This window comes from Promicromonospora sp. AC04, from assembly GCF_003058225.1.
In the GTDB taxonomy this organism is placed as follows: domain Bacteria; phylum Actinomycetota; class Actinomycetes; order Actinomycetales; family Cellulomonadaceae; genus Promicromonospora.
The window spans coordinates 541,971-563,605 of the sequence record NZ_QBUG01000003.1 but is presented as its reverse complement, the minus strand read 5'-3'; the positions used below and the strand labels follow the sequence as shown (position 1 = coordinate 563,605).

Here is a 21,635-nt window from a genome sequence, read left to right as displayed (position 1 = left end):
GCCGCGCCCAGCCACCTCCCGTTCGCGGCGCTCGGGCCCCGCGACCGATCAGCGCAGATCACGCAGGTATGCCGCCGTGCCGCCGGAGGCGGATGTGCGCCGCTCGTCGAGCGTCGCGATGATGAGCAGGACGACGGCGGCCGGGACGAGGGTGAGGATCCACGGCAGCGGCGAGACACCCACCCCCAGCTTGGCGAACACGACCACGACCTCGGCAGCCAGCGCCCACACGCCGATCCAGAACGGCGCCGACAAGCGCAGGCGCGACCCGACGAGAACAGCCGCCAGCGCGGCGAGCACGACCGCGGATGCCCGGACCGTCAGCGGGTCGGTGGCGGTGGACAGCACCGACGGGCCGACGAGAGCCGCGACGCCCCATCCGAGGGTGCGCCAGGAGCCCGCGTAGCCGACGGGCCAGCTCATCAGGGTGCCCGTGGCGTCCTTCGACTCCCCCGCCGTGGTCCACCTGCGCATCGCTATCGCGCCGGACCAGATCAGGCCCACGCCCAGTGCCACGGAGAACACCTCGACGCGCAGCTCGCGCGGCGACCAGGCACCGATCGCGGCAGCGACGGCGCACAGCCAGACCAGCCACGGCGGCACGCCCAGCCCGGCCCGCCCCATCCGTCGCGTGACCAGCACGAGCACCGCGAGCAGCACAAGCTCCAGCGCCAGCAGCAGCACGATCGAGCCCCATACGGGCCGAGCGTTCGCCACCGCACCGAGCGTCGCGAGCACCAGGCCTGGCGCCAGGCCCCAGCGGTCGAGCCAGACCGCCAGCCGGCCGCCGGCCGCCGGCCGGGCCACCGCGGCGGCGCCGAGCAGGAGCGCACCGGCCAGGACGGCCCACCCGAGCCCGACGGCGAACACGCAGTCGGGCGCGATCGGCACCCCGAGCGGGGCGCCGTCGTACCACGTCAGGCGGGGCAGGGGTTCGAACGAGCGCAGCGTCTCGCTGTCGGACCCGAACCAGGACAGCGGCTCACGTGCGACGTGCAGCGACTCGATCACCCCGCCCAGGGCGCCGAGCGCAGCCAGCGCGACGAGCCCGCGCCGCGTCGGGTGCGTCCACGACTCGCCCAGGAAGGCCAGCCGCTCGCGCATACGCGGCAACCCCAGGACGTACGCGGACCCCAGCGCGATAGCAGCCCCGCCCACCAGGGCGAACGCCCGCCAGTCCGCGGTCTCGGTGCGGGTCAGGTGGACGACGAGGCTCGGCACCACGGCGAGCCCGGCCCCAGCTGCGGCGAGACGCCATGCGTGCGTCGCGGCCCGCGCGTCTCCCAGGCGCCACGCCAGGAGCACGCCCAACAACGTCGCGCCCGCCGCGGGCGGGAAGGTGTACGCCTCGACCAGCCGCACGTCGCCGGCGGCCAGCGCGGTCCACAGCGCGGCGAGCAGCAGAGCGCCGGCGAGCGGCCAGACGCGCTGCCGTCCGGGCTCCCGCGCGACGAGCGCGGCACCGGCGCCGAGCAGCAGCAGCACGGCGACGGCGATGTCCGGCCCCGCGGCCGGCCGGGCGTACGCGAGGAAGATCGTGATGGCACCCGTGAGCAGCGCGGACCGCTCCAGGCTCTGGCGCACGCCAGCCGCGAGCCCGGGGCCGCCGCCGGGCACCCGTGTCGCTATCCGTTCCGCCACCCGGGCCGCGCCGCCCGCGACCGCGGACACGAACAGTGCGGTAGCCGGCAGGACGTAGGGGGATCCCGAGACCGCCAGGATCATGGCCCCCGCGCTGGTGACCATGACGGCCGCCGTCGGCAGCAGCAGGAAAGCGGCCCCGGACCGGACCACGCCCGGCAGGCCCACCCGGGCGGTGAGCAGCAGCACCAGCTCGAGGGCCAGCATGGCCGCGGCGGCACCCGCCGACCACCAGGTGCGTTCGAACACCACGGTCACCACGCCCGCCGCGAACGGTCCGGCGGTCACGCCGAGCACGACGTACCACTCGTTCCGCGAGGTGCGGCTGCCGAGCGTGACAGCGATCGTCACGAGTGATGCGACGGCCGAGACCGTGCAGATCGCGGCGACGGCTGACAGGTCGAGCCACGCGAGGACGACGCCCAGGACGATCAACGGGTACACGTACCCGGCCCCGACCAGCCACGGATGAGCCGGGGCCCGCAGCGTGCCGCGCAGCGACAGCAGCAGCGCGCAGACGACGAGCGCGCCCGCAGCGGCCGTCGGGCGCGAGACCCACGAGTACGCGAGCAGCATGCCGGTCACGACGAACGCCCCGGTGAGCGCCACGATCCGGGCGAGACGCAGGTCGGCGCCGGTGACCCCGGTACCGCCGATCACGCGCAGGTGCCCCGACGCCCGGACCAGCGCCCTGGTCGTCCCGTGCGCGGCGGCGACGACGGTGCGGAGTCCGCGCCACGCCGTCGACCGGTCCGCCGTCGCCGCGACGAGCACGGACGCGAGCACGGCCAGGGCAGCGAGCGAGACCACGGCGAGGAGGCGCGGGTCGAGCGCAACGCCGATCACGGCCAGCAGAACCGCCCAGGGCGCCACGAAGTTCTCAGCCCGTGGGCGCTGCCCTGGTCGGACGAGGCGCGCCGCCAGCAGCGTGACGATCGCGACGGCGACGGTCCCCAGGTGTGCCCAGGGGAGGTGCAGGCTCGACAGGCCGTCGGCGTCCTCGGCAAGGCGGCCGAACGACGCGGGGACGACCAGTGCCCCGGCAGGCAGGTCCCAGCCGGCGTGTGCAGTGGACCAGGCAGCGATCCACGTGTCCATCGCACGCACCACGACCAGCAGCACGGCAGGCACAGCAGAGACGGCCGCGACGATCCAGCCGCTCAGCAGCAGGTCGTCGCGGGTCGCCGGGGCGAGCGCCCCGCGGACGGAGCCGAGGCCCGCTGTCCTGAGCAGGCGCGGAGCCGTCAGGAGCACGAGCACCGTCCACACACACGCGGCACCGAACGGGACCCAGCCTGCCCCGGACCATTCGCCGACGGCACCGAGCAGACCGCCCGCGCCGACGGCGAGCACACCGCCGAGCACTGTCCAGTGCCGGTGATGGGTGACGCGGCGCAGCACCGCCACGGTCACGGCAGCGAGCGCGACCAGCGTCGCGGTGCCACCCAGACCCGGGAGCAAGTTCGGCTGCCGGACGCCGAACGACAGGAGCACGGCCAGCGGCACCGCCACGAGGGCCACGACATCGAGCACGCCGTTCTCGGTCCGCAGCCGGGACCCGATGCGCGGCCCGGAGACGACGACTGCGGCGCGCGCCAGGAGCGTCGCGAGGGAGGCGGCCAGGACTGCTGCGGCCGGCAGCCACGAGCCGTCGGGCAGCTCCACCGCACCGAGCAGCAGCAGCGGGATCCCCGGCGCAGCGAGCACTCCGGCCGATGTCCACGCCCGGACTCGCAGCACGTGACCGAGCACCAGCCCAGCGAGGACGACGGCGGACCACAGGGCAGCGGTGGTCCCCAACCTCGTGAGGGGCTCGACGGGCACCGTCAGTGCCGCCAGGGCCGAGGCCGCCAAGGCCGCCGGCAGCCCGGCCGCGCGCACCACCCGCAGCACCCTTGTCTCGACGGCGAACGCCTGGCCGGGCCGGTTGCCGAGCTGATCACCGAGGCGGTCCGCGAACGGCAGGAGCAGCCGCATCGCCGCCCAGGTGGTCAGCGCGACCGCGACCAGGGCGAGTACCCACCACCACGCCGACCACACCGACCCCGGCAGCCCAACCGCCACCAGCACCGGCACCACCGGCGCCGACACCAGCCCCGCCGACACCCACGAACGCACCCGCAGCACATACCCGAGCGCCCCCGCGACCACCACTACCCCGGACCACAGGACCGCTGTCTCGCCCCACGCCGTCAGACCCGACCCGGTCTCCGCCGGAACGGCCGCCGCCACGAACGACGCAGCCAGCGCCGACGGGAACCCTGCCGCGCGCACCACCCGCAACGTCTTCAGCTCGGTGGCGAACGGTGCGCCGACCCGCTCCGAGAGCGACGGCGCCACTTGCCTCGCGGCCCACGCCACGATCCCGACCAGCACCAGCGCGAGCACCCACCACCACGCCGACCACACCGACCCCGGCAGCCCCGCCGCTACCAGCACCGGCACCACCGGCGCCGCGAGCAGGGCGACCGAGACCCACGCCCCGACCCGCAGCCGGTACCCGAGCACCGCCGCGATCACCACCACCCCGGACCACAGGATCGCCGTCGCGCCCCACGCCGTCAGACCCGGCACGGTCTCCGCCGGAACGGCCGCTGCCACGAACGACGCAGCCAGGGCCAGCGGGGGCCCAGCGGCACGCACGACCCGCAAGACGTCGAACTCGAGCTCGAACATCGAGGCGCCGCCGCCGAGGCGGCCCGCAACCGACGGGAGCAGCCATGTCGCCGCCCACGCCACGATCGCGACCAGCACCAGCGCGAGCACCCACCACCACGCCGACCACACCGACCCCGGCAGCCCCGCCATCACGAGTACCGGCACCACCGGTGCCGACACCAGCCCCGCCGACACCCAGGAACGCACCCGCAGCACGTACCCCAGCACCAACGCGACCACCACTACCCCGGACCACAGGACCGCCGTCGCACCCGGCCCGGTCAGCGGCGGCACAGCCACCGTCATGAACGACACAGCCAGCGCTGACGGGAACCCGGCCGCGCGCACCACCCGCAATACCGCCGTCTCAGCAGCGAGCCGGGTACCGACTCGGGCCCCGACCACGGGCATCGCCCGCATGTCCGCCCACGCCACGATCCCGACCAGCGCCAGCGCGAGCACCCACCACCACGCCGACCACACCGACCCCGGCAGGCCCGCCACCACCAGCACCGGCACCACAAGTGCCGACACCAGCCCCGCCGACACCCACGAGCGCACCCGCAGCCAGGACCCGAGCGCGACGAACCCGGGGGCCAGCACCGCGAGCACCACGGCTCGGGCCATCGCCGGGGCCAGCCCTCCGAGCAGGCCCGCCTGCAGGCCCAGCTCGACGTCCACCCACGCCAGCACCACCGCGAGCGCGGCCACGGCCTCGCTCGTCGTGCGCAGCCCGGCCCGGCGCAGCAGCGCCCCGACGGTCACCGCGGCGGCGGTGACGATCCCGGTGACGACCGCCCGCAGCATCAGGTTGTCACCGAAGGTGAAGAACACGAACACCACTGCCGATACCGCGAGCAGCGTGGCGCCCGCACCGGCGAGGATCGGCTGCAAGGAGATGCCCGGACCGGACGGGGCTTTCGGCATGGCGGCGCCCGGGCTGTCCCGACCGGCCGGCAGCGGAGTCTTCTTCACCGGCGGTCGTGCCGCCGCTGGTCGTGTCGGTCTCAGCGGAGCGGGGCCCCTCCATGCGGGCGCCGTCACCACCGGCGAACCCACCGTCCGGACGGGGCGAGCCCTGCCGTCCGGCACGCGGGCACCCGGGCGACCTCCGTCGGCGGGCGTCGGGTCCTGAGCACGCCGCATCGCGTCGAGCACTGCGTCCCGCTCCCGCAGGGCGTCCGCCGCGACGCCGGACAGGCGCCACACCTCGTGAGCGCGCCCTCCCGAGATCTCGAGCCCGCAGGCACCGCAGAGGGTGGACGCAAGACGTTCCCCGCAAGAAGGGCAGCGCGCGGCGTCAGTGAGACGAGCGACGATGTCGCTGGCCCAGGTTGCAGACATTCCGACATCCTGGCAGAGGCAGAAGTCACCCGGAAGCAAAGTGCGCACAAGGTGATCCGCGATGATCCACTGGACGGCCCACCACACGCTGCCGTGTCCGAATCCCGCTAGCCGCCGCGTCCCGGCGGGGCGCAGGATGGTGGCTATGACCGACGTCGAGCTCCGCGATCCCGCGTTCACCGAGCGTTACCGCGCCATCGCCGCGCGCGACTCCCGCTTCGACGGGCAGTTCTACACCGCGGTGCGCACCACCGGTATCTACTGCCGGCCGTCCTGCCCGGCGCGCACGCCGAAGGCCGAGAACGTCTCGTTCTACCTGACGTCCGCCGCCGCGCACGAGGCCGGCTTCCGCGCGTGCAAGCGGTGCCTCCCCGAGGCCGCCCCTGGCACCCCCGCGTGGGACCTGCGCCGCGACCTCACGGGCCGCGCCATGCGCCTGGTGGCCGACGGCGTCGTCGACCGCGAGGGCGTGTCCGGGCTGGCGACCCGGCTGGGCTACTCCGAGCGCCAGCTGCATCGGCTGCTGGTCAGCGAGCTGGGCGCGGGGCCGCTGGCGCTGGCCCGGGCCCAGCGCGCCCAGACGGCGCGGGCCCTCCTGGTCGGCACCTCGCTGCGCCTGGCCGACGTCGCCTTCGCCGCGGGGTTCGGCTCGATCCGGCAGTTCAACGACACGGTGGCCGAGGTCTTCGGCGCGACGCCGTCGGAGCTGCGCGCCCGAGCACGAAAACCCGTGCGCAAGGCCGCGAGCCGTGTCACCCCAGGCCGCTCCGCTGAGGTCGGCACCTCGCTGACGTCCGGCGCTGAGGTCGGCACCTCGCTGACGTCCGGCGCTGAGGTCGGCACCTCGCTGACGTCCGGCGCTGAGGTCGGCAGTTGGCATCGAGATCGGTCCAGGCCTGGACCGATCTCGATGCCAAGTGCCGACCTCGCCGGGTCCTCGCCAGAGGCCAGTGCCGACCAGCCTGTGCGGATCTCGCTCGCGCTGCCTGTTCGGGAGCCGTTTGACGCGCGGGGTGTGCTGGAGTTCCTGGCCGTCCGCGCGATCGAGGGCGTGGAGTCGGCGGACCTGGGCGCCAGCCCTTCGACCGGCGCGGACGGTTCGACCGCCGCGGACACTTCGACCCGCACAAACGCTTCGACCGGCGCGGACACTTCGATCGGCGCGGACGCTTCGACCAGCGCGGACACTTCGACCCGCGCGGAAGCCTCCGGCCGCACGAGCGTCCTCCGGTATGCCCGCACCGTCGCCCTGCCGCACGGCCCCGGCGCGTTCGAGGTGCGTGTGCCCCGCCCGGGCAGCGGCCGCGTCGAGCTGGACCTCGAGCTCGCCGACCTGGCCGACGCGCCCGTCGCCGTCGCCCGCGTGCGCCGTCTGCTGGACCTCGACGCCGATCCGGTCGCCGTCGACTCCGCCCTCGCCGGCGACCCCGTGCTCGCGCCGTCGGTCGCCGCGGTGCCGGGCATCCGGGTGCCCGGCACGCTCGACCCGGCGGAGCTCCTGGTCCGCGCGATCGTCGGCCAGCAGATCAGCGTCGCCGCCGCGCGCACGCACCTGTCGCGCCTCGCGCAGGGCGTCGGCGCCCCGTACGTCTCTGCGTTCGAGGGCCTCACCCGCCTGTTCCCTACGCCCGGCCAGGTGGCCGACGGCGCCCCGGCGCACCTCCGGCTGCCCGCCCGGACCCTGGCGACCGTGATCGGCGCGGGGCGGGACCTCGCGGACGGAACCCTCACCCTGAGCGTCGGAGACGACCCCGACGACCTGCGCCGACGCCTGGTGGCCCGGCCCGGGATCGGCCCGTGGACGGCCGGCTACGTGACGCTGCGGGTGCTCGGCGACCCCGACGTCCTCATGGACGGCGACGTCGCGCTGCTCGCCGGCGCGCGCAGGCTCGGCCTGGTCTCCACCGAGGAGCCCCGGCCCCACCAGTTCAAGGAGCTCGCCCGGCGCGGCGCGGCGTGGGCGCCCTGGCGCTCGTACGCCGCGATGCACCTCTGGCGCTCCGCCTGACGTGCCGGACACCCGGGTCGCCCGGGTGACCCGTACGTCCGACAACTCGACCGCATGGAAGGAAGATCATGAACGCCACCACCCTCACCACCCCCGACGGTCCCTTCAGCATCATCGTCGACGCCGTCCCGGCCGATCGCGAGACCCCAGGGGGCCCTGCCCAGGAGGCGGTGCTCGCAGCCGGCTGGACCGATGACCTCGACGCGCTCCTCGGGCTCGTTCACCCCACCCTCCGCCCGGCCGCGGAGGCCGACCCGCTCGCGCGGCCGGCGGCGTCGGGCGGCGTGCTCGCCGAGGCTGCCGACGCCGTCCGCGCGTACTACGACGGCGATCACGGAGCGCCGGGGCGTGTGCCCGTACGGCAGGCGAGCGGCCCGTTCCGGACGCACGCGTGGGACGTGCTGCGCGAGGTGAAGGCCGGCGAACGCCTGACGTACAGCGAGTACGCGCGGCGGTCCGGCCGGCCCGCCGCGGTGCGCGCGGCCGCAGGGGCATGCGCGATGAACGCGGCGGCGCTGTTCGTGCCGTGCCACCGCATCGTGCGCACCGACGGCACCCTCGGCGGCTTCCGCTACGGGCTCCCGATCAAGGAGAGCCTGCTGACCCGCGAGGCCCTGCCGCGATAGTCGGCTCGGACATCAGACGCGTCTGCTTCGAGAACGACCTCGGGTACCGATCCAAGCTGGATTCGGTACCCGAGGTCGTTCTCGAAGCGGACCCGCCCGGCCCGCCGACAGGACGGGGTCAGCCCTTGACCGCGCCCGCCAGCAGCCCGCGCACGAAGTAGCGCTGCAGCGACAGGAACACGATCAGCGGCACGATCATCGCGATGAACGCGCCGGCCGACAGCACGTGCCAGTCGCCGCCGCGCGAGCCCGCCAGCTCGGCAACGCGCACGGTCAGCGGGAACGTGTCCGGGTTACCCATGATCAGCGCGACCAGCAGGTCGTTCCACACCCACAGGAACTGGAAGATGCCGAACGCCGCGAGCGCAGGCGTGAGCAGCGGCAGCACCACCCGGAAGAAGACCTGTACGTGGCCGGCGCCGTCCATGCGCGCCGCTTCGACCAGGGACCTCGGGATGTCCTTCATGAAGTTGTGCAACAGGAAGATCGCGAGCGGCAGCGCGAAGATCGAGTGCGACAGCCAGATGGTCCAGAACGTGCCGTTGATCCCCATATCCACGTACGCCGACAGCAGCGGCACGAGCGTGATCTGGATCGGCACGATCTGCAGGGCGAAGATCGCGACGAACAGGAAGTCGCGGCCCCTGAAGTCGATCCACGCGAACCCGTAGGCGGCCAGCAGCGCGATGACGATCGGGATGAACACCGCGGGCAGCGTCACCACGAACGAGTTGACGAAGTAGGTCGCGAGGTCGGTCGACCCGTCGAACAGCGCCGTCTCGTAGTTCTGCAGCGAGAAGACGCCCTCGCCGGCGAGCGCGTCGCCGAACACGGTCCACCAGCCGCTCTGCCGCACGTCCAGCTCCGGCCGGAACGACGTGACCAGCAGGCCCACCGTCGGAATGGTCCAGAGGATGGCGATGATCACGGCGAGCGTGCTCGCCCACGGGTTGGAGAGCGCCTTGCGCGCCTTCCGCGCTCGGTCGCTCATGCCCGACGGCGGTCGCGGGACCTCGGGTGCGGCGGTATCTGCTTCGACGGTGCTCATCGGACCTCCTCCGAGATACGCATCTGGCGCACGTTGTAGACGATCACCGGGATGACGATGACGAACAGGAGCACGGCCAGGGCGGCGCTCAGGCCCGACTCGCCCTGCCGGAACTGCTGGTCGTAGAACTCCAGGGCCACGATCGAGGTGTCGAACTGGCCGGCCGTCATCGTCCGCACGATGTCGAAGGTCTTGAGCGTGGTCATCGCGATGGTGGTGAGCACGACGACCAGCGCGGGCCGGATGCTCGGGATCGTGATGCGCCAGAACATGCCGAGGCCGGAGACGCCGTCGAGCCGCGCCGCCTCGGTGATGTCGTCGGGGATCGCCTTGATCGACGCCGAGAGCAGCGTCATCGCGAAGCCCGCCTGGATCCAGATGAACACCACCATGATGAGGAACGTGTTCAGCGGCGCGCTGATCAGGAACTGCTGCGGCTCGCCGCCCAGCCAGACGATGAACTGGTTGAGCAGGCCCGTCTGCTCCACGCCAACGGGCTTGAACTCGTAGACGAACTTCCAGATGATCGACGCGCCCACCATGGAGATGGCCATCGGGAGGAACACGAGCCCCTTGGCCACGGACTCGAACCGGCTCTTGTCGACCAGGTAGGCGTACGCGAGGCCGAAGAACGTGGCCACGAGGGGGGCGACGAGCACCCACAGCGCCGTGTTGCCGAGCACTATGAGGAACTGCGGCTCGGTGAAGGCCCGGACGTAGTTGTCCAGCCCGACGTACTCGGTGCTGTTGCGGTTCATGAAGGAGTTCCCGATGGTGCGCACCGCCGGGTACAGGAGTCCGAGGGTGAGCAGCACCAGCGCCGCGCCCACGAACCCGAAGCCGACGAACCAGCGGGATGGGTTACGTGGCCGGTCGACCACGAAAAGGATGAGGCCCATCAGCGCGACGAACAGCACTATCGCGATGAACATCAACATGATCTTGTGCCCCGGGTCGTCCCCGGCGTGCAGTAGCCACTCCATGGCTATCTCCTGTCGCTGTCCTGGTCCGGTCGTCGTTGACTGGTCCGGCCCTCAGCCTAGGACGGCGGAGGCGCGGGACCGTAGGTCCCACGCCTCCGCGCGTCATGGTCGAGGGCCAGACGTCACTTGGACGGCCAGGAGTCCTCGATTTTGTCGGTGACCTGCTGGCTGGTCTCGTCGCTGGCGAACCATTCGGTCATGCCGTTCCAGAACGAGTCGGTACCGACGGCGGCCGGCATGAGGTCCGACGCGTCGAACCTGGCCACCGTGGCCGGGTCGGCGAGGATCTCGGCGGACAGCCGGTCGAAGTCCGTCGCCAGCAGCTCTGGGTCCAGCCCGTTGTTGGCACTCACCCAGCCGCCGGCCGGTGTTTCTTCCGCCTTGGCGTTCGCCCAGGCGTCGCTCGACAGGTAGGTCTGGAAGGCCTGCACCTCGGGCCGGTCGGTGAAGGCGCCGATGAACTCGCCGGCGACCAGCGTCGGCTTCTCGTCACCCTCGATCGCCGGCAGGTAGAAGGCGTAGACGTCGCCGTCCGGCGAAACCTCGGTGCCCTCGGGCCACTGCGTCTGGTAGAAGTTCGCAGCGCGGTGCATCCAGCAGTTCTGGTCCAGGATCGGGTACCCGGCGTCAGTCCAGGTCGCCGTTGCGATCGAGTCGACGCCGCCCAGGCCGCCGTTCACGTAGTCCGGGTTCTTGAGGATGTCGCCCGCGGTGTCAAAGGCCTCGACGATCTGCGGGTCGTTGAACGGGATCTCGTGGGTGTACCACTGGTCGTAGACATCGGGGCCCGCGGAGCGGAGCACCACGTCCTCGATCCAGTCCGTGCCCGGCCAGCCGGTGGCGTCACCGGACTCCACGCCCGCGCACCAGGGGCGCGCCGCGCCCTCGTTGCCCTCGGCGATGGTGGCCGTGAGCTCCATCATCTCGTCCCAGGTCTGGGGGACCTCGTAGCCGGCCTCTTCGAACATCGACGGCGAGTACCAGACGTAGGACTTCACGTTGGAGCCCAGCGGCGCGGCGTAGAACGTGCCGTCGACCGTGCCGTACTCCTTCCACTCCGGGGCCCAGAACTCGTCCACGTTGGCCTCGACCTGCTCCGGGGCCGGGAGGACAGCGTCGTAGTCCCTGACCAGGGTCTGGAGCAGGCCTGGCTGCGGCAGGATCGCGATGTCCGGCGGGCTGCCGGCCTGGACGCGCACGGGGAGCTGCGCTTCCATCTCGCGCGACCCCTCGTAGTTGATCGTGACGCCGGTGCAGTCCTCGAACGGCACGTACGACGCCGTCTGGGTCTCGGCCTCGGGCTCGACGATCGTGGTGTAGACACTGACCTCGGTGCCCTCGAGGTCACCGAACTCCTCGAAGACCGAGCAGTCGATCGCGGAAGCGCCGGTTGCCTCGTCTTCGCCCCCGCCGCCGTCATCGGTGTCGGCACAGGCCGCGAGGACCAAGGCCAGGCTCGCGCCGGTCGCCGCTACGGCGATTGCTCGGCGCTTGGAAGCCATCCGGATAGTCATCTCGTGCTCCTCCACTGCTTCGTGGGCTCAGAACCCTCTGACGTGCGGGTACGGTCCGGCAGAGTGCCAGGTTGCCCTTCCTCAACGCAACCGTGGTTCACGACGTTATGCAAGTCCATACAGCACCGCTTGCATTACGAAACCGTTGCAATCGTGCACATCGCGAATACCGGATGCCGCCCCCGGGTGTACCCGTGCGGCCGACCGCCTCGGCTGCCTGCGGCGGGACGTAGGCTTGTGCCGCCAGATCACTGGTGCCCCTACGGAAGGACGGACATGATCGAGCTGAGGACGCCGCGCGAGATCGAGGAGATGCGCCCGGCGGGACGCTTCGTCGCGGACGTGCTGCTCGCCGTCCGTGAGGCCGCAGGCGTGGGGGTGAACCTGCTCGAGCTCGATGACATCGCGCACAAGATGATCCGCGACCAGGGCGCGGAGTCGTGCTACATCGACTACCACCCCTCGTTCGGCGCCATGCCCTTCGGCAAGGTCATCTGCACCTCGGTGAACGACGCGGTGCTGCACGGCCTGCCCTACGACTACGCGCTGAAGGACGGCGACCTGCTGTCCATCGACTTCGCCGCGTCGGTGAACGGCTGGGTCTCCGACTCCGCGCTGTCGTTCGTGCTGGGCGAGCCCGCCGCGGACCGCGCCGAGCCGGACGCGAAGCTGATCCGCACCACCGAGGTCGCGCTGGAGGCGGGCATCGCCGCCGCGCAGCCGGGCCAGCGGATCGGTGACATCTCCGCCGCGATCGCCGAGGTCGCGCACGCCGCCGGCTACTCGATCAACACCGACTTCGGCGGGCACGGCGTGGGCCGCACCATGCACGGCGACCCGCACGTGCCGAACAACGGGCGCGCCGGCCGTGGCTTCCCGCTCAAGCCGGGCCTCGTGATCGCGGTCGAGCCGTGGTTCCTCGAGACGACCGACGAGATCGTCACCGACCCCGACGGCTGGACGCTGCGGTCCGTGGACGGGTCCCGCGGGGCGCACTCGGAGCACACGATCGCCATCACCGAGGACGGCCCGCTCATCCTCACGGCACGCGACTGACCACCTTGCCGAAGTAGAACCCTGGTTCTATCTCGGCGTCTCAGACGAGGGTCTTCAGGACCTGGATCACGCCGTGCTGGCTGATGTCGCCGACGGTCTCGTTGGCGATCGCCTTCACCTCGTCGGGGGCGTGCCCCATCGCGACGGCGCGGGCGGCCCAGCCCAGCATCTCGATGTCGTTCAGGCCGTCGCCGACGGCGAGCGTGTTGTGCTGCGGGATGCCGAGCGCGGTGCGGATGTTCTCGAGCGACGTCGCCTTGCTCTGGTGCTGCGGCGTCACGTCGATCCAGTCGAGCCCGGCCTGCGTGGCGGTGACGCCGTGCCGGCGTAGCGGCTCGAGCAGGTCCAGCACGTCCGGCCCGCGGAGGATCGCGCGCGACGCGGGCAGCTCGCTCAGCCCGTCGATGCTGACCACACGCTGGGCGCCGTTGACCTCGTGCGGCTCGAACGCCCGGTTCACGCGGTAGCCGACGCCGATCTCCTCGACGCCGATCTGCACGTCGGGGAACCGGCTCAGCGCCATCTGGACCACGGGACCGACGTCGAACGTCAGCACGTCCTCGAGCGTGTAGCCGTTGGTGCAGGTCTGGCACAGTCGCGCCGTGACCGCACCGTTGGAGGCGACCACCCAGCCGTCGGTGATCCCGAGCTCCCTGGCCACAGGCAGGATCCCCGTCAACGACCTACCCGACGCCAGGACCACGTGATGCTTCCGGCTGCGCACGAGCTGCACGGCCAGAACCGTCGGTTCGGGCACTGGCTGCCCGGTGACCAACAGGGTCCCGTCGATGTCGAGAGCGACCAGGTGAGGCGCATCGTTGCGCACTCGCATGGACACCGGTTGGTCGTCCAGGATCATCACGTACCCCCATGGCCCCGTGAGCGCCGTCACCCTTCGACGGATCGCGCCCAAATGTACAGGCATTGAACCAGCGATCCATACCTTTGCACGGATAACTTTCAGCCGCTGGCTATTTCTACCCTCAAAGCAGCGATCGGAGAACTTCTACGACACCGTCGCCGTCGATCGAGCCGGTCACCTCGTCGGCCGCGGCCTGCACGGTCTCGGATGCGTGGCCCATGGCCACGCCCCGCCCGGCCCACCGCAGCATGTCTATGTCGTTGCTGCCGTCGCCGACGGCGACGGTGTTCTCGGCCGCCACGCCGAGTTCTTTGCGCACCACCTCCAGGGCCGACGCCTTGGTCACGCCCTGCGGTGCGATGTCCATCCACGCTGACCAGCCGACGGCGTAGGTCACGTCGTCGAACCCCAGCCGCGCGGCGATCTCGTGGAACTCCGCACTGGTCTCGCCGGGACTGCGTACCACGACGCGTGTGACGTCGCCGGCCCACAGGTCCTCGAAGTCGACCACGCGGTGCTCCCCGTTGAGCTCTCCCTCGGGAAAGAGCTCGGTCATCCGGAAGCCTACGCCGACATCCTCCACCGCGTAGCGTGCGTGCGGGAGCTCCTCCTTGAGCATGCGGAGCACGGGCTCCGGGTCGAACGTCTCGACGCGCTCCAGGGTGTAGCCCATGTCGGCGGTCGCGTCGATGCGCGCCGTCACAGCGCCGTTCGACGCGACGATCCAGGAGTCCTCGATCTTGAGCTCCGCCGCCACGGGCGTCATTGCGATGAGCGACCGCCCCGAGGCCAGCACCACGTGGTGCCCGGCCGCGCGGACGGCGGCGACGGCGTCCCGGGCATCGTCGGACAGCACCTCGTCGTACGTGACGAGCGTGCCGTCGATGTCGAGGGCGATGAGCTTTCGATCGATGTCGCGGGGCACGATCGCAGCCTACCGACCCCCACGTGAACATCGGTCGACCATACGTACGAGATCGGCGGAATGTCAGGTGATCGGCCTGGTTGCGGGCGTGGTCGTTGCGCCTACGCGTCCGTTATGGGCGCAACGACCACACCCACGACCAAGTGGGCCGGGTTGGCCTACTTGACCGGCTCCAGCAGCTCCAGGCCGCCCAGGTAGGGGCGCAGGCCCTCCGGCACGTACACCGAGCCGTCGGCCTGCTGGTGGTTCTCCAGGATGGCGACGATCCAGCGCGTGGTGCCGAGCGTGCCGTTCAGGGTCGCGACATTCCGGGTGGAGCCGTCCTCGGTCCGCTCGCGGATGCCGAGACGGCGGGCCTGGAACGTCGTGCAGTTCGACGTCGAGGTGAGCTCCAGCCAGCGCTCCTGGGTGGGCAGCCACGCCTCGCAGTCGAACTTGCGTGCGGCCGACGAGCCCAGGTCGCCCGCCGCCGTGTCGATGACGCGGTACGGCAGCTCGACCTTGGCCATCATTGCCTCTTCCCAGCCCAGCAGCCGCTGGTGCTCGGCCTCCGCGTCCTCGGGGGCGCAGTAGCTGAACATCTCGACCTTGTGGAACTGGTGCACGCGGATGATCCCCCGCGTGTCGCGGCCCGCCGAGCCGGCCTCGCGGCGGTAGCAGGCGCTCCAGCCGGCGTAGCGCATGGGCCCGTCGGACAGGTCGATGATCTCGTCGCTGTGGTACCCCGCGAGGGCCACCTCGGAGGTGCCGACCAGGTACAGGTCGTCCTTCTCCAGGCGGTAGATCTCGTCGGCGTGCGCGCCGAGGAAGCCCGTGCCCTGCATGGTCTCGGGCTTGACGAGGGTGGGCGTGATCATGGGCGTGAAGCCCTGCTCCACGGCCTGGTCCATCGCCATGTTGAGCAGCGCCAGCTCCAGGCGCGCGCCGATGCCGGTGAGGAAGTAGAACCGCGCCCCCGACACCTTGGCCCCGCGCTTGGTGTCGATCGCGCGCAGGCCCTCGCCCAGCTCCAGGTGGTCCTTGGGCTCGAAGCCCTCGGCCGCGAAGTCGCGGCGGGCGCCCACCTGCTTGAGCTCGATGAAGTCTTCCTCGCCGCCCGCGGGCGCGCCCGCGATCACGTTGGAGATGGAGTACAGCAACCGGTCGAGCTCCTGCTCGGCCTCCGTGGCCGTGGCCTGGTGGCGCTTGACGTCGTGGGCGAGCTGCTTGGTGTGGGCCAGCAGGGCCTGCTTCTCGTCGCCCTGGGCCTGCGCCACCTTCTTGCCAAGGGACTTCTGCTCCGCGCGCAGGTTCTCGAACTCCGCCAGGGAGGAGCGGCGCCGCGAGTCGGCGTCGAGCGCCGCGTCCACGAGGTCGGGGTCGTCGCCGCGGGCCACCTGGCTCGCGCGGACGACGTCTGGGTTGTCGCGCAGAAGTCGGAGATCGATCACGGAGCTGAGCCTATCGGGGCTGTCCCGCCGATTTCGTCCGCAGCGCGACCATCGTGAGCAGCGGCACGGCCGGGATGAGCGCGATCATCGCGATCCGGAGGCCGAAGTCGTTGACCAGGGAGCCCAGCACGGCCATCACCCACATCGCCACCAGCGCGGGCCGCAGGAACTCCCAGCGCTCCTGCGCGCGCACGAACCAGGCGGGCGTCAGGCGTCCCCGCCAGGCCGCCGGCCCGAACAGCGCCAGCCCCACCAGCACGAGCAGCACCACCGTGACCCAGACCGCCGGTCCGCCCGTTATCGAGTTCAGCGCGTACAGGGCCTTGCGCAGCACTGTCGACACCGCCTCGCCGTCGACCACCTGGGCCACGAACCGGCCCAGGTGCGAGCGCGACTCGGGCGGGCGCAACCAGTCCAGGACTCCGACGAGGGCGACGACGCCGACGCCGGCCGCCGCCACCCCGGCGAACCGCCAGAACGTGAGCCGTAGCCCGGACGCGGCGGTGGCGACCACCACGAAGGCCGGGACCAGCACCAGCCCGCCGCCGAGGTCGGCCCCGAGGGTGGGCCAGACGTCGACCGCCATCGCGATCACGCCCACGACGCTCACGGCCAGGGTGGCCAGGACCCGCCGGCCGCGGGTGACGAGCAGCTGCGCCAGCGCGGCCGCGAGCACTATCGCCGCCACCGCGTAGACCGAGAACGTCGGGTTGCCGAAGCCGTAGAACCGCGCGCCGAACGTCGGGGCCGAACCGAGCGGCGCAGCCCGGTTCAGCGGGGTGCCGAAGAGCGCGTCCACCGTGAGCGCGACGAACGTGATGCCGGCGACCGCCGCAGGGGCCGCCCACAGCGGTCGCCGCGGGGCGAGCAGGCTCAGCCCGGTCACCGCCGCCGTCACGAGCAGGGTGGCGCCCACTATCGCGAGCCCGGGCAGGTCGAACCGCCACCAGCCGGTCAGGGAGGCGAGGAACCCGCCGGCCGGGAGCGCGGTCAGCGCGGTGGCGCCCACCTCGGCGGCACGCCGCCATCCGCCCGGCACCTCGCCCAGCCCACGCGCACGACGTCGGCGCGGCACCCACCAGCACGCCGCCGCCAGTGCGAGGCCCAGCCAGAACGGCACGTCCACGAGCCAGATGTACGCGTCGCGCCGCACATGGTCGCGGGCGGTCATGTCCGCGAGCTCGTCGGCGGTGAGCCACGCCGAGGCGGGGCGCTCACCGCCGCGCAGCAGCGGCGTCGGGTCGATGTCGGCGGGCAGGTCCACGCCGACGGCGTCGAGCACCGCCGCCGGGACGTCCATCAGGCGCGCCACGCCCTCCGTGCGGGTCGCCGTGCTGGCCAGGTAGCGCGGCAGGCCGTCGTTGGCCGCCGAGGGGCGGACCATCGCCAGCCCCAGCTCGAGCGCGTGCTCCGGCACCGTGGCGACGTCGATCACCAGCACCGTCGTGTTCGCGGGGGCGGCATCCAGGACGCGCCACACCGCGAGGTCCACCGCGGAGACGAGGTCGGCGCGGATGGCCGCTACCTGCTCGGCGCCGTCGGGCTGCTCCTCCAGGTCGGCGCGCTCCGCGACGTCCAGCAGCGCGGAACCGGCGTCCACGAAGGTGACGGGGCAGTCCCAGGCACCGGACCCCTCGGACACCGCCGTGTCGAGGTCGAAGTACCGCCCGACGCCGCCGTCGCCGTCGGCGAGCGCGACCGCAGCGCCCGGGCCGACCGCCGTCGTGCACTCGTCGGCGAGCGCGTCGCCTAGCGTGCCCGGGTTCGCGGCGTAGCCGGAGCCGCGCTGCAGCGCGGTCAGGCGGTCCCACTGGTCGACGACGGCGGGGCGGTCGCCCCGCACCGCTCCCGCACCTTCCTGGGCGCTTTCCTGGGCGCCTTCGTCGGCATCGTCACCGGTGCCCGACGCGTCGTCCGCGACCGGCGTCACCGAGATCTCGTCGCAGATCCAGTGGTCGTCGGCGTCGCGCTCGTCGGCCACCTCGGCGAGGCGGCCCGCCGACAGGCTGAGCCAGCCGCTGTCCGGGCAGCGCGCCGCACGCCCGTTGGGCAGGGTGAGGCCCGCGGCGTCCGCGCCGTCGGTCAGCAGGCCGTACAGGGTGGGCGCAGGGGCCTTACCGGTGTCGAGGGACGGCTGGACGTCGGTCCAGCGCAGGCCCTGCGTGCCGATCACGATCAGACTGCCACCCGGCGGCACCACCGGCTCGGCGGCGCTGAGGGAGCCCGACTCCTCGCCCGCCGCGTCGGCGCCGGGCACCGGGAGCACGGCCGCCGCGAACAGCAGGCTGAGCAGCAGCGCGCCGGACAGGCCCAGCACGGCGGACGGCACGCGGCGCACGGGCGGGGTGGGCCTGCCCGACGGAAGCCAGCCGCGGGCGCCGAGGAACCGCGTCACCAGGTCGGGACGGGCCGCGAGGAGCGCCACCACGGCGAACGGCAAGAGCAGCACGAGCCCGCGCGTGCGGTCCCCGAGGACCGGCGCGGCGTCCACCCCGGTGGTCACGAGCGCGATGACGGCCACGGCGCCCGCCGCGAGCCACACCGGCCGGGTGGGCCGCTGGGCGTCGGGCCTGCGGACGCCGTCGCCCAGCACCGACCCGGCGCTCGTGCCCGTGCGGCGGCGCGCCACGTAGGCCGCCAGCCCGCCCGCGAGCACCAGACCGGCCGCGGCGTAGAGCACGAAGGCGACGTCCGAGAACCCGTAGAACCGGTCGGCGGTGGCGAGCGACGGGCCCAGCAGCGAGCCCTGCAGCAGCGTGAACCCGGTGAGCCCGTCGACGGTGAAGACCAGCCAGGTGACGCCGGCCGCCGCGACCGCGTTGCGCCACGGCGCCGGCGAGAGCAGGCGGGACACGCCGCGCACGGTGAGTGCCACGGCGACGGCGGCCACGGTCAGCGACAGGGCCAGGCCGAACTCTGGCGCGGGCCACACCCACCAGCGGGCCAGCGTCGCCAGGCTCGCCGCCGCCGGCGCCGACACCGCGAGCAGCGCGGCCGCCAGCGCCAGCCGCTGCCGGTACGGGCCGGGCTCCCGGCGCGGCCGCGCTGCCCGTCGGGGCAGCACCAGGACCAGCACGGCGATCAGCAGGAACAGGGCGATCGCGCCCGCGAACGCCGGCACCTGCGCGGGGATCGTGTCCGCCAGGACGTTGATGTACTGCCGGTTCTCGACGGTGCGCGCGACGGTGGTCCGGCGCGGCTCGCCCGCCTCGATCGGCATGCCGTCGATCACCGGCGCCTCGACGGCCGGGGCCTGCTCCGGCTCCTCGGCCTCGGGGTCCGGGAGGGCGCCACCCGCCTCGGCGGCGGTCGCCGTCAGGTCCGTGAGCTGCACGAACCCGGTGCTTCGTGACGCGTCCGACGTCAGCCAGCGCACCCGCGGCACGTCCACCACCCAGTCCACGACGACCTGCAGCCCCTGCTGCGTGAGCGGCGTGTCGGCGATGCCCGCGACGAGCACGCGCGTGCCGGCCGGCAGGCTCCTCGCCAGGCTGCTGAGGGTGCCGTCCAGCGCCTCGAGCGCCGCGGACCGCTCCGGGCCCTCGGGCAGGCTCCCGGCGTCGATGACGGTGACCGGGCAGGCCGTCAGGGCATCGTCCCAGGCCTGACCACGCGAACCGGAGGTGCCCGCCGACCCTGCCGTGCCGTCGGTGGTCAGCGAGTCCAGCGAGGGAACGTACCGGCCCACGCTCCCGTCCTCGCGGGCGAGCATCACGGCAGCGCCCGGCCCGATCGCCGTCGAGCAGGTGCCCGCATCGTCCAGCATCTCGCCCAGGAGGCCGGGGGCCGGCTCCGCGGTGCGGTCGGCGGGCTCCTCGTCCGCCCCGTCGTCCTCCTCCTCGGGGAGCTGGGCCCAGCCGTCCACCGTCGCGCGGGCCGGCTCGGCGCCGCCCGCGCCGTCCGCCCGGGGGACCGGGGTGCACGACGTCGCCCCGCGCGCCTCGCGCTCCTGGCCGTCCCGCCCGGCGTCCGGCTCGTCCGCGCGTTCGGCGCTGCCCGCCGAGACCATCCGGCTGCCCGCGGAGAGCGTGAGCCACGCGTCCAGCGGGCACGTCGCGGGCGCGGCGGTGCGGACGTTGATCGACGCGACGGAGCCGCCGCCGATCATGTGCCACAGGTTCGGGGTGGTGCTCCGGGACACGTCGGTCCAGCGCAGGCCGGCGACGCCGACCACGACGAGGCGGGCCGAGGGCTCCGTGGCCGACGACGCTGGCTCCGCGGCGGGCTCGGACCCCACGGCGGGCTCGGACCCCGGGGACGCCGACGCCGTCGTCGGGCCGAGCAGGCCCAGCAGGACCGCTATGAGCGTGACCAGGACTGCGGGCACGGTCAGGGCTCGGGTGGAACGGAGATTCACCCGCCCAGGGTAGATGGCCCGAGCAGTCACGGTGCTCGGACCAGGAGAGCGCCCGGCTGGACGTGCACGTCGATCTCGACGGCCCGCCCGAGCGGGTCGCCGTCGACCTGGGCCTCCTCGCCCGCGGGCACCCGGATGCGCGCCCGGCGGGCCTTGGTGTGGTCGATGCGGCCCAGCTTCTCCGGCAGCTCGTTCCGCACGCCGACGCCCTGCATGGCGATCTCGAGCGTCAGCTGTGCCCAGCCGAGCACCCCGCCGCGGACGTCGACGGCGGCCACGTCGAGCACCCCGTCGTCGAGCACGGCGTCGGGCAGCAGGGTGACGCCGCCCGGGAGCATGCCGCAGTTGCCGACCATGATCGAGCGCGCGCGGGCGTCCACCGGCGGATGCTCGTCGAGCTGCAGGGTGGCGCGCATGCGCCGGGCCTGCATGTGCGACAGCCCCGCCACGAAGTAGGCGAGCCAGCCCACCCTCTTCTTCAGGTTGGAGTCGGCGGTGGCGACCATCGCGGCGTCGAAACCCAGGCCGGCGATGACGAGGAAGATGTGCTCGCGCTCGGTGTCCGGCTCGTGGTCGGGCTGGTTGGGGTGATCGCCGTTGCGGGGCACGTCCGCGAACTCCACCACCCGCAGCCAGCCGACGTCGATCGCGCGCGTGCGGCCGTGCACGATCACGTCGAGCGCCTCGTCCGTGCCCGTCAGCGGCAGCTCGAGGTTCCTCGCAAGCAGGTTACCCGTGCCGACGGGCAGCACCCCCATCGGCTTGTCCGATTCGACCATGGTCTCGGCGACGGCCCGCACCGTCCCGTCGCCGCCCGCCGCGATCACTATGTCGGCGCCGTCGGCCAGGGCCTGCTCGGCCTGGCCCTTTCCCGGGTCGTCAACGGTGGTCTCGTACCAGAGGGGCTCGGGGAGGCCATGGGTGCTGCAGTGCGCGCGCACCTCGACGAGCAGACGGCCGGCGTCCGGCTTGGACGGGTTCACGATCACCGCCAGCTGCGGGACCGCCTGCACGCTCTGCGGCGTCGCGCGCCGAGGATCGCGGCGCCGCCGCAACGCTTGCTGCGACCAGGCGCCGATGGCGACGACGAGTGCCAGCACCGCGATGACGATCGCGGCAATCCCCATCCAGACCTGCCACTCCACGAGGTCAGCGTACGGGGCGGACCTGCGGAAGCGGATTC

Annotated in this window: 12 protein-coding genes; 3 read left to right on the top strand and 9 right to left on the bottom strand. The window is 72.8% G+C overall.

The features are described from left to right. Positions 1-48 precede the first annotated feature (48 nt). Complete coding sequence (locus C8K30_RS11595; RefSeq protein ID WP_108493027.1) at positions 49-5,274, bottom strand: SCO7613 C-terminal domain-containing membrane protein; 5,226 nt, start codon at positions 5,272-5,274, stop codon at positions 49-51. Positions 5,275-5,788: 514 nt separating this feature from the next. On the opposite strand from C8K30_RS11595, the gene C8K30_RS31245 reads away from it, so the two are divergent. Next, positions 5,789-7,651, top strand: a complete 1,863-nt coding sequence (locus tag C8K30_RS31245; protein ID WP_233257124.1) for a DNA-3-methyladenine glycosylase 2 family protein — start codon at positions 5,789-5,791, stop codon at positions 7,649-7,651. Positions 7,652-7,719: 68 nt separating this feature from the next. Beyond that, on the top strand, positions 7,720-8,277 hold the full coding sequence (locus tag C8K30_RS11580; RefSeq protein ID WP_108493026.1) for a methylated-DNA--[protein]-cysteine S-methyltransferase: 558 nt from the start codon (positions 7,720-7,722) through the stop codon (positions 8,275-8,277). A 118-nt stretch (positions 8,278-8,395) separates the two neighbouring features. Here C8K30_RS11580 and C8K30_RS11575 read toward each other — a convergent pair whose 3' ends face one another. The 3 genes from C8K30_RS11575 to C8K30_RS11565 all read right to left on the bottom strand — a co-directional run bounded on the left by C8K30_RS11575 (position 8,396) and on the right by C8K30_RS11565 (position 11,822). Then, positions 8,396-9,325, bottom strand: coding sequence for a carbohydrate ABC transporter permease (locus C8K30_RS11575; RefSeq protein ID WP_108493025.1), 930 nt, complete (start codon positions 9,323-9,325; stop codon positions 8,396-8,398). Then, positions 9,322-10,308 carry a carbohydrate ABC transporter permease gene (locus C8K30_RS11570; RefSeq protein WP_199230444.1) on the bottom strand — a complete coding sequence of 329 codons (987 nt, stop codon included), beginning with the start codon at positions 10,306-10,308 and terminating at the stop codon, positions 9,322-9,324. Before C8K30_RS11570 ends, C8K30_RS11575 begins: the two co-directional genes overlap by 4 nt. Before the next feature lie 122 nt (positions 10,309-10,430). Then, positions 10,431-11,822 (bottom strand): ABC transporter substrate-binding protein, encoded by a 1,392-nt coding sequence (locus tag C8K30_RS11565; RefSeq protein WP_233257123.1) that lies wholly within the window; start codon positions 11,820-11,822, stop codon positions 10,431-10,433. Between the two features lie 276 nt (positions 11,823-12,098). Here C8K30_RS11565 and map point away from each other — a divergent pair, with 276 nt between their 5' ends. Next, positions 12,099-12,878: a type I methionyl aminopeptidase gene (gene map / locus C8K30_RS11560; RefSeq protein ID WP_108493024.1), complete on the top strand. Its 780-nt coding sequence runs from the start codon at positions 12,099-12,101 to the stop codon at positions 12,876-12,878. Positions 12,879-12,918: 40 nt separating this feature from the next. Here the strand turns inward: map and C8K30_RS11555 are convergent, their stop codons facing one another. The 5 genes from C8K30_RS11555 to C8K30_RS11535 all read right to left on the bottom strand — a co-directional run bounded on the left by C8K30_RS11555 (position 12,919) and on the right by C8K30_RS11535 (position 21,597). Next, on the bottom strand, positions 12,919-13,770 hold the full coding sequence (locus C8K30_RS11555; RefSeq protein ID WP_108493023.1) for an HAD family hydrolase: 852 nt from the start codon (positions 13,768-13,770) through the stop codon (positions 12,919-12,921). Positions 13,771-13,861: 91 nt separating this feature from the next. After that, a complete protein-coding gene (locus C8K30_RS11550) occupies positions 13,862-14,665 on the bottom strand; it encodes an HAD family hydrolase (RefSeq protein WP_108493022.1) in 804 nt (267 codons plus the stop codon). Positions 14,666-14,823: 158 nt separating this feature from the next. Continuing rightward, positions 14,824-16,095: a serine--tRNA ligase gene (gene serS / locus C8K30_RS11545; protein WP_108493021.1), complete on the bottom strand. Its 1,272-nt coding sequence runs from the start codon at positions 16,093-16,095 to the stop codon at positions 14,824-14,826. Positions 16,096-16,105: 10 nt separating this feature from the next. After that, entirely contained in the window at positions 16,106-20,452 is a 4,347-nt protein-coding gene (locus tag C8K30_RS11540; RefSeq protein WP_108493020.1) for a hypothetical protein, read from the bottom strand. Between the two features lie 26 nt (positions 20,453-20,478). Continuing rightward, positions 20,479-21,597 carry a diacylglycerol kinase family protein gene (locus tag C8K30_RS11535; protein ID WP_108493019.1) on the bottom strand — a complete coding sequence of 373 codons (1,119 nt, stop codon included), beginning with the start codon at positions 21,595-21,597 and terminating at the stop codon, positions 20,479-20,481. Positions 21,598-21,635 lie beyond the last annotated feature (38 nt).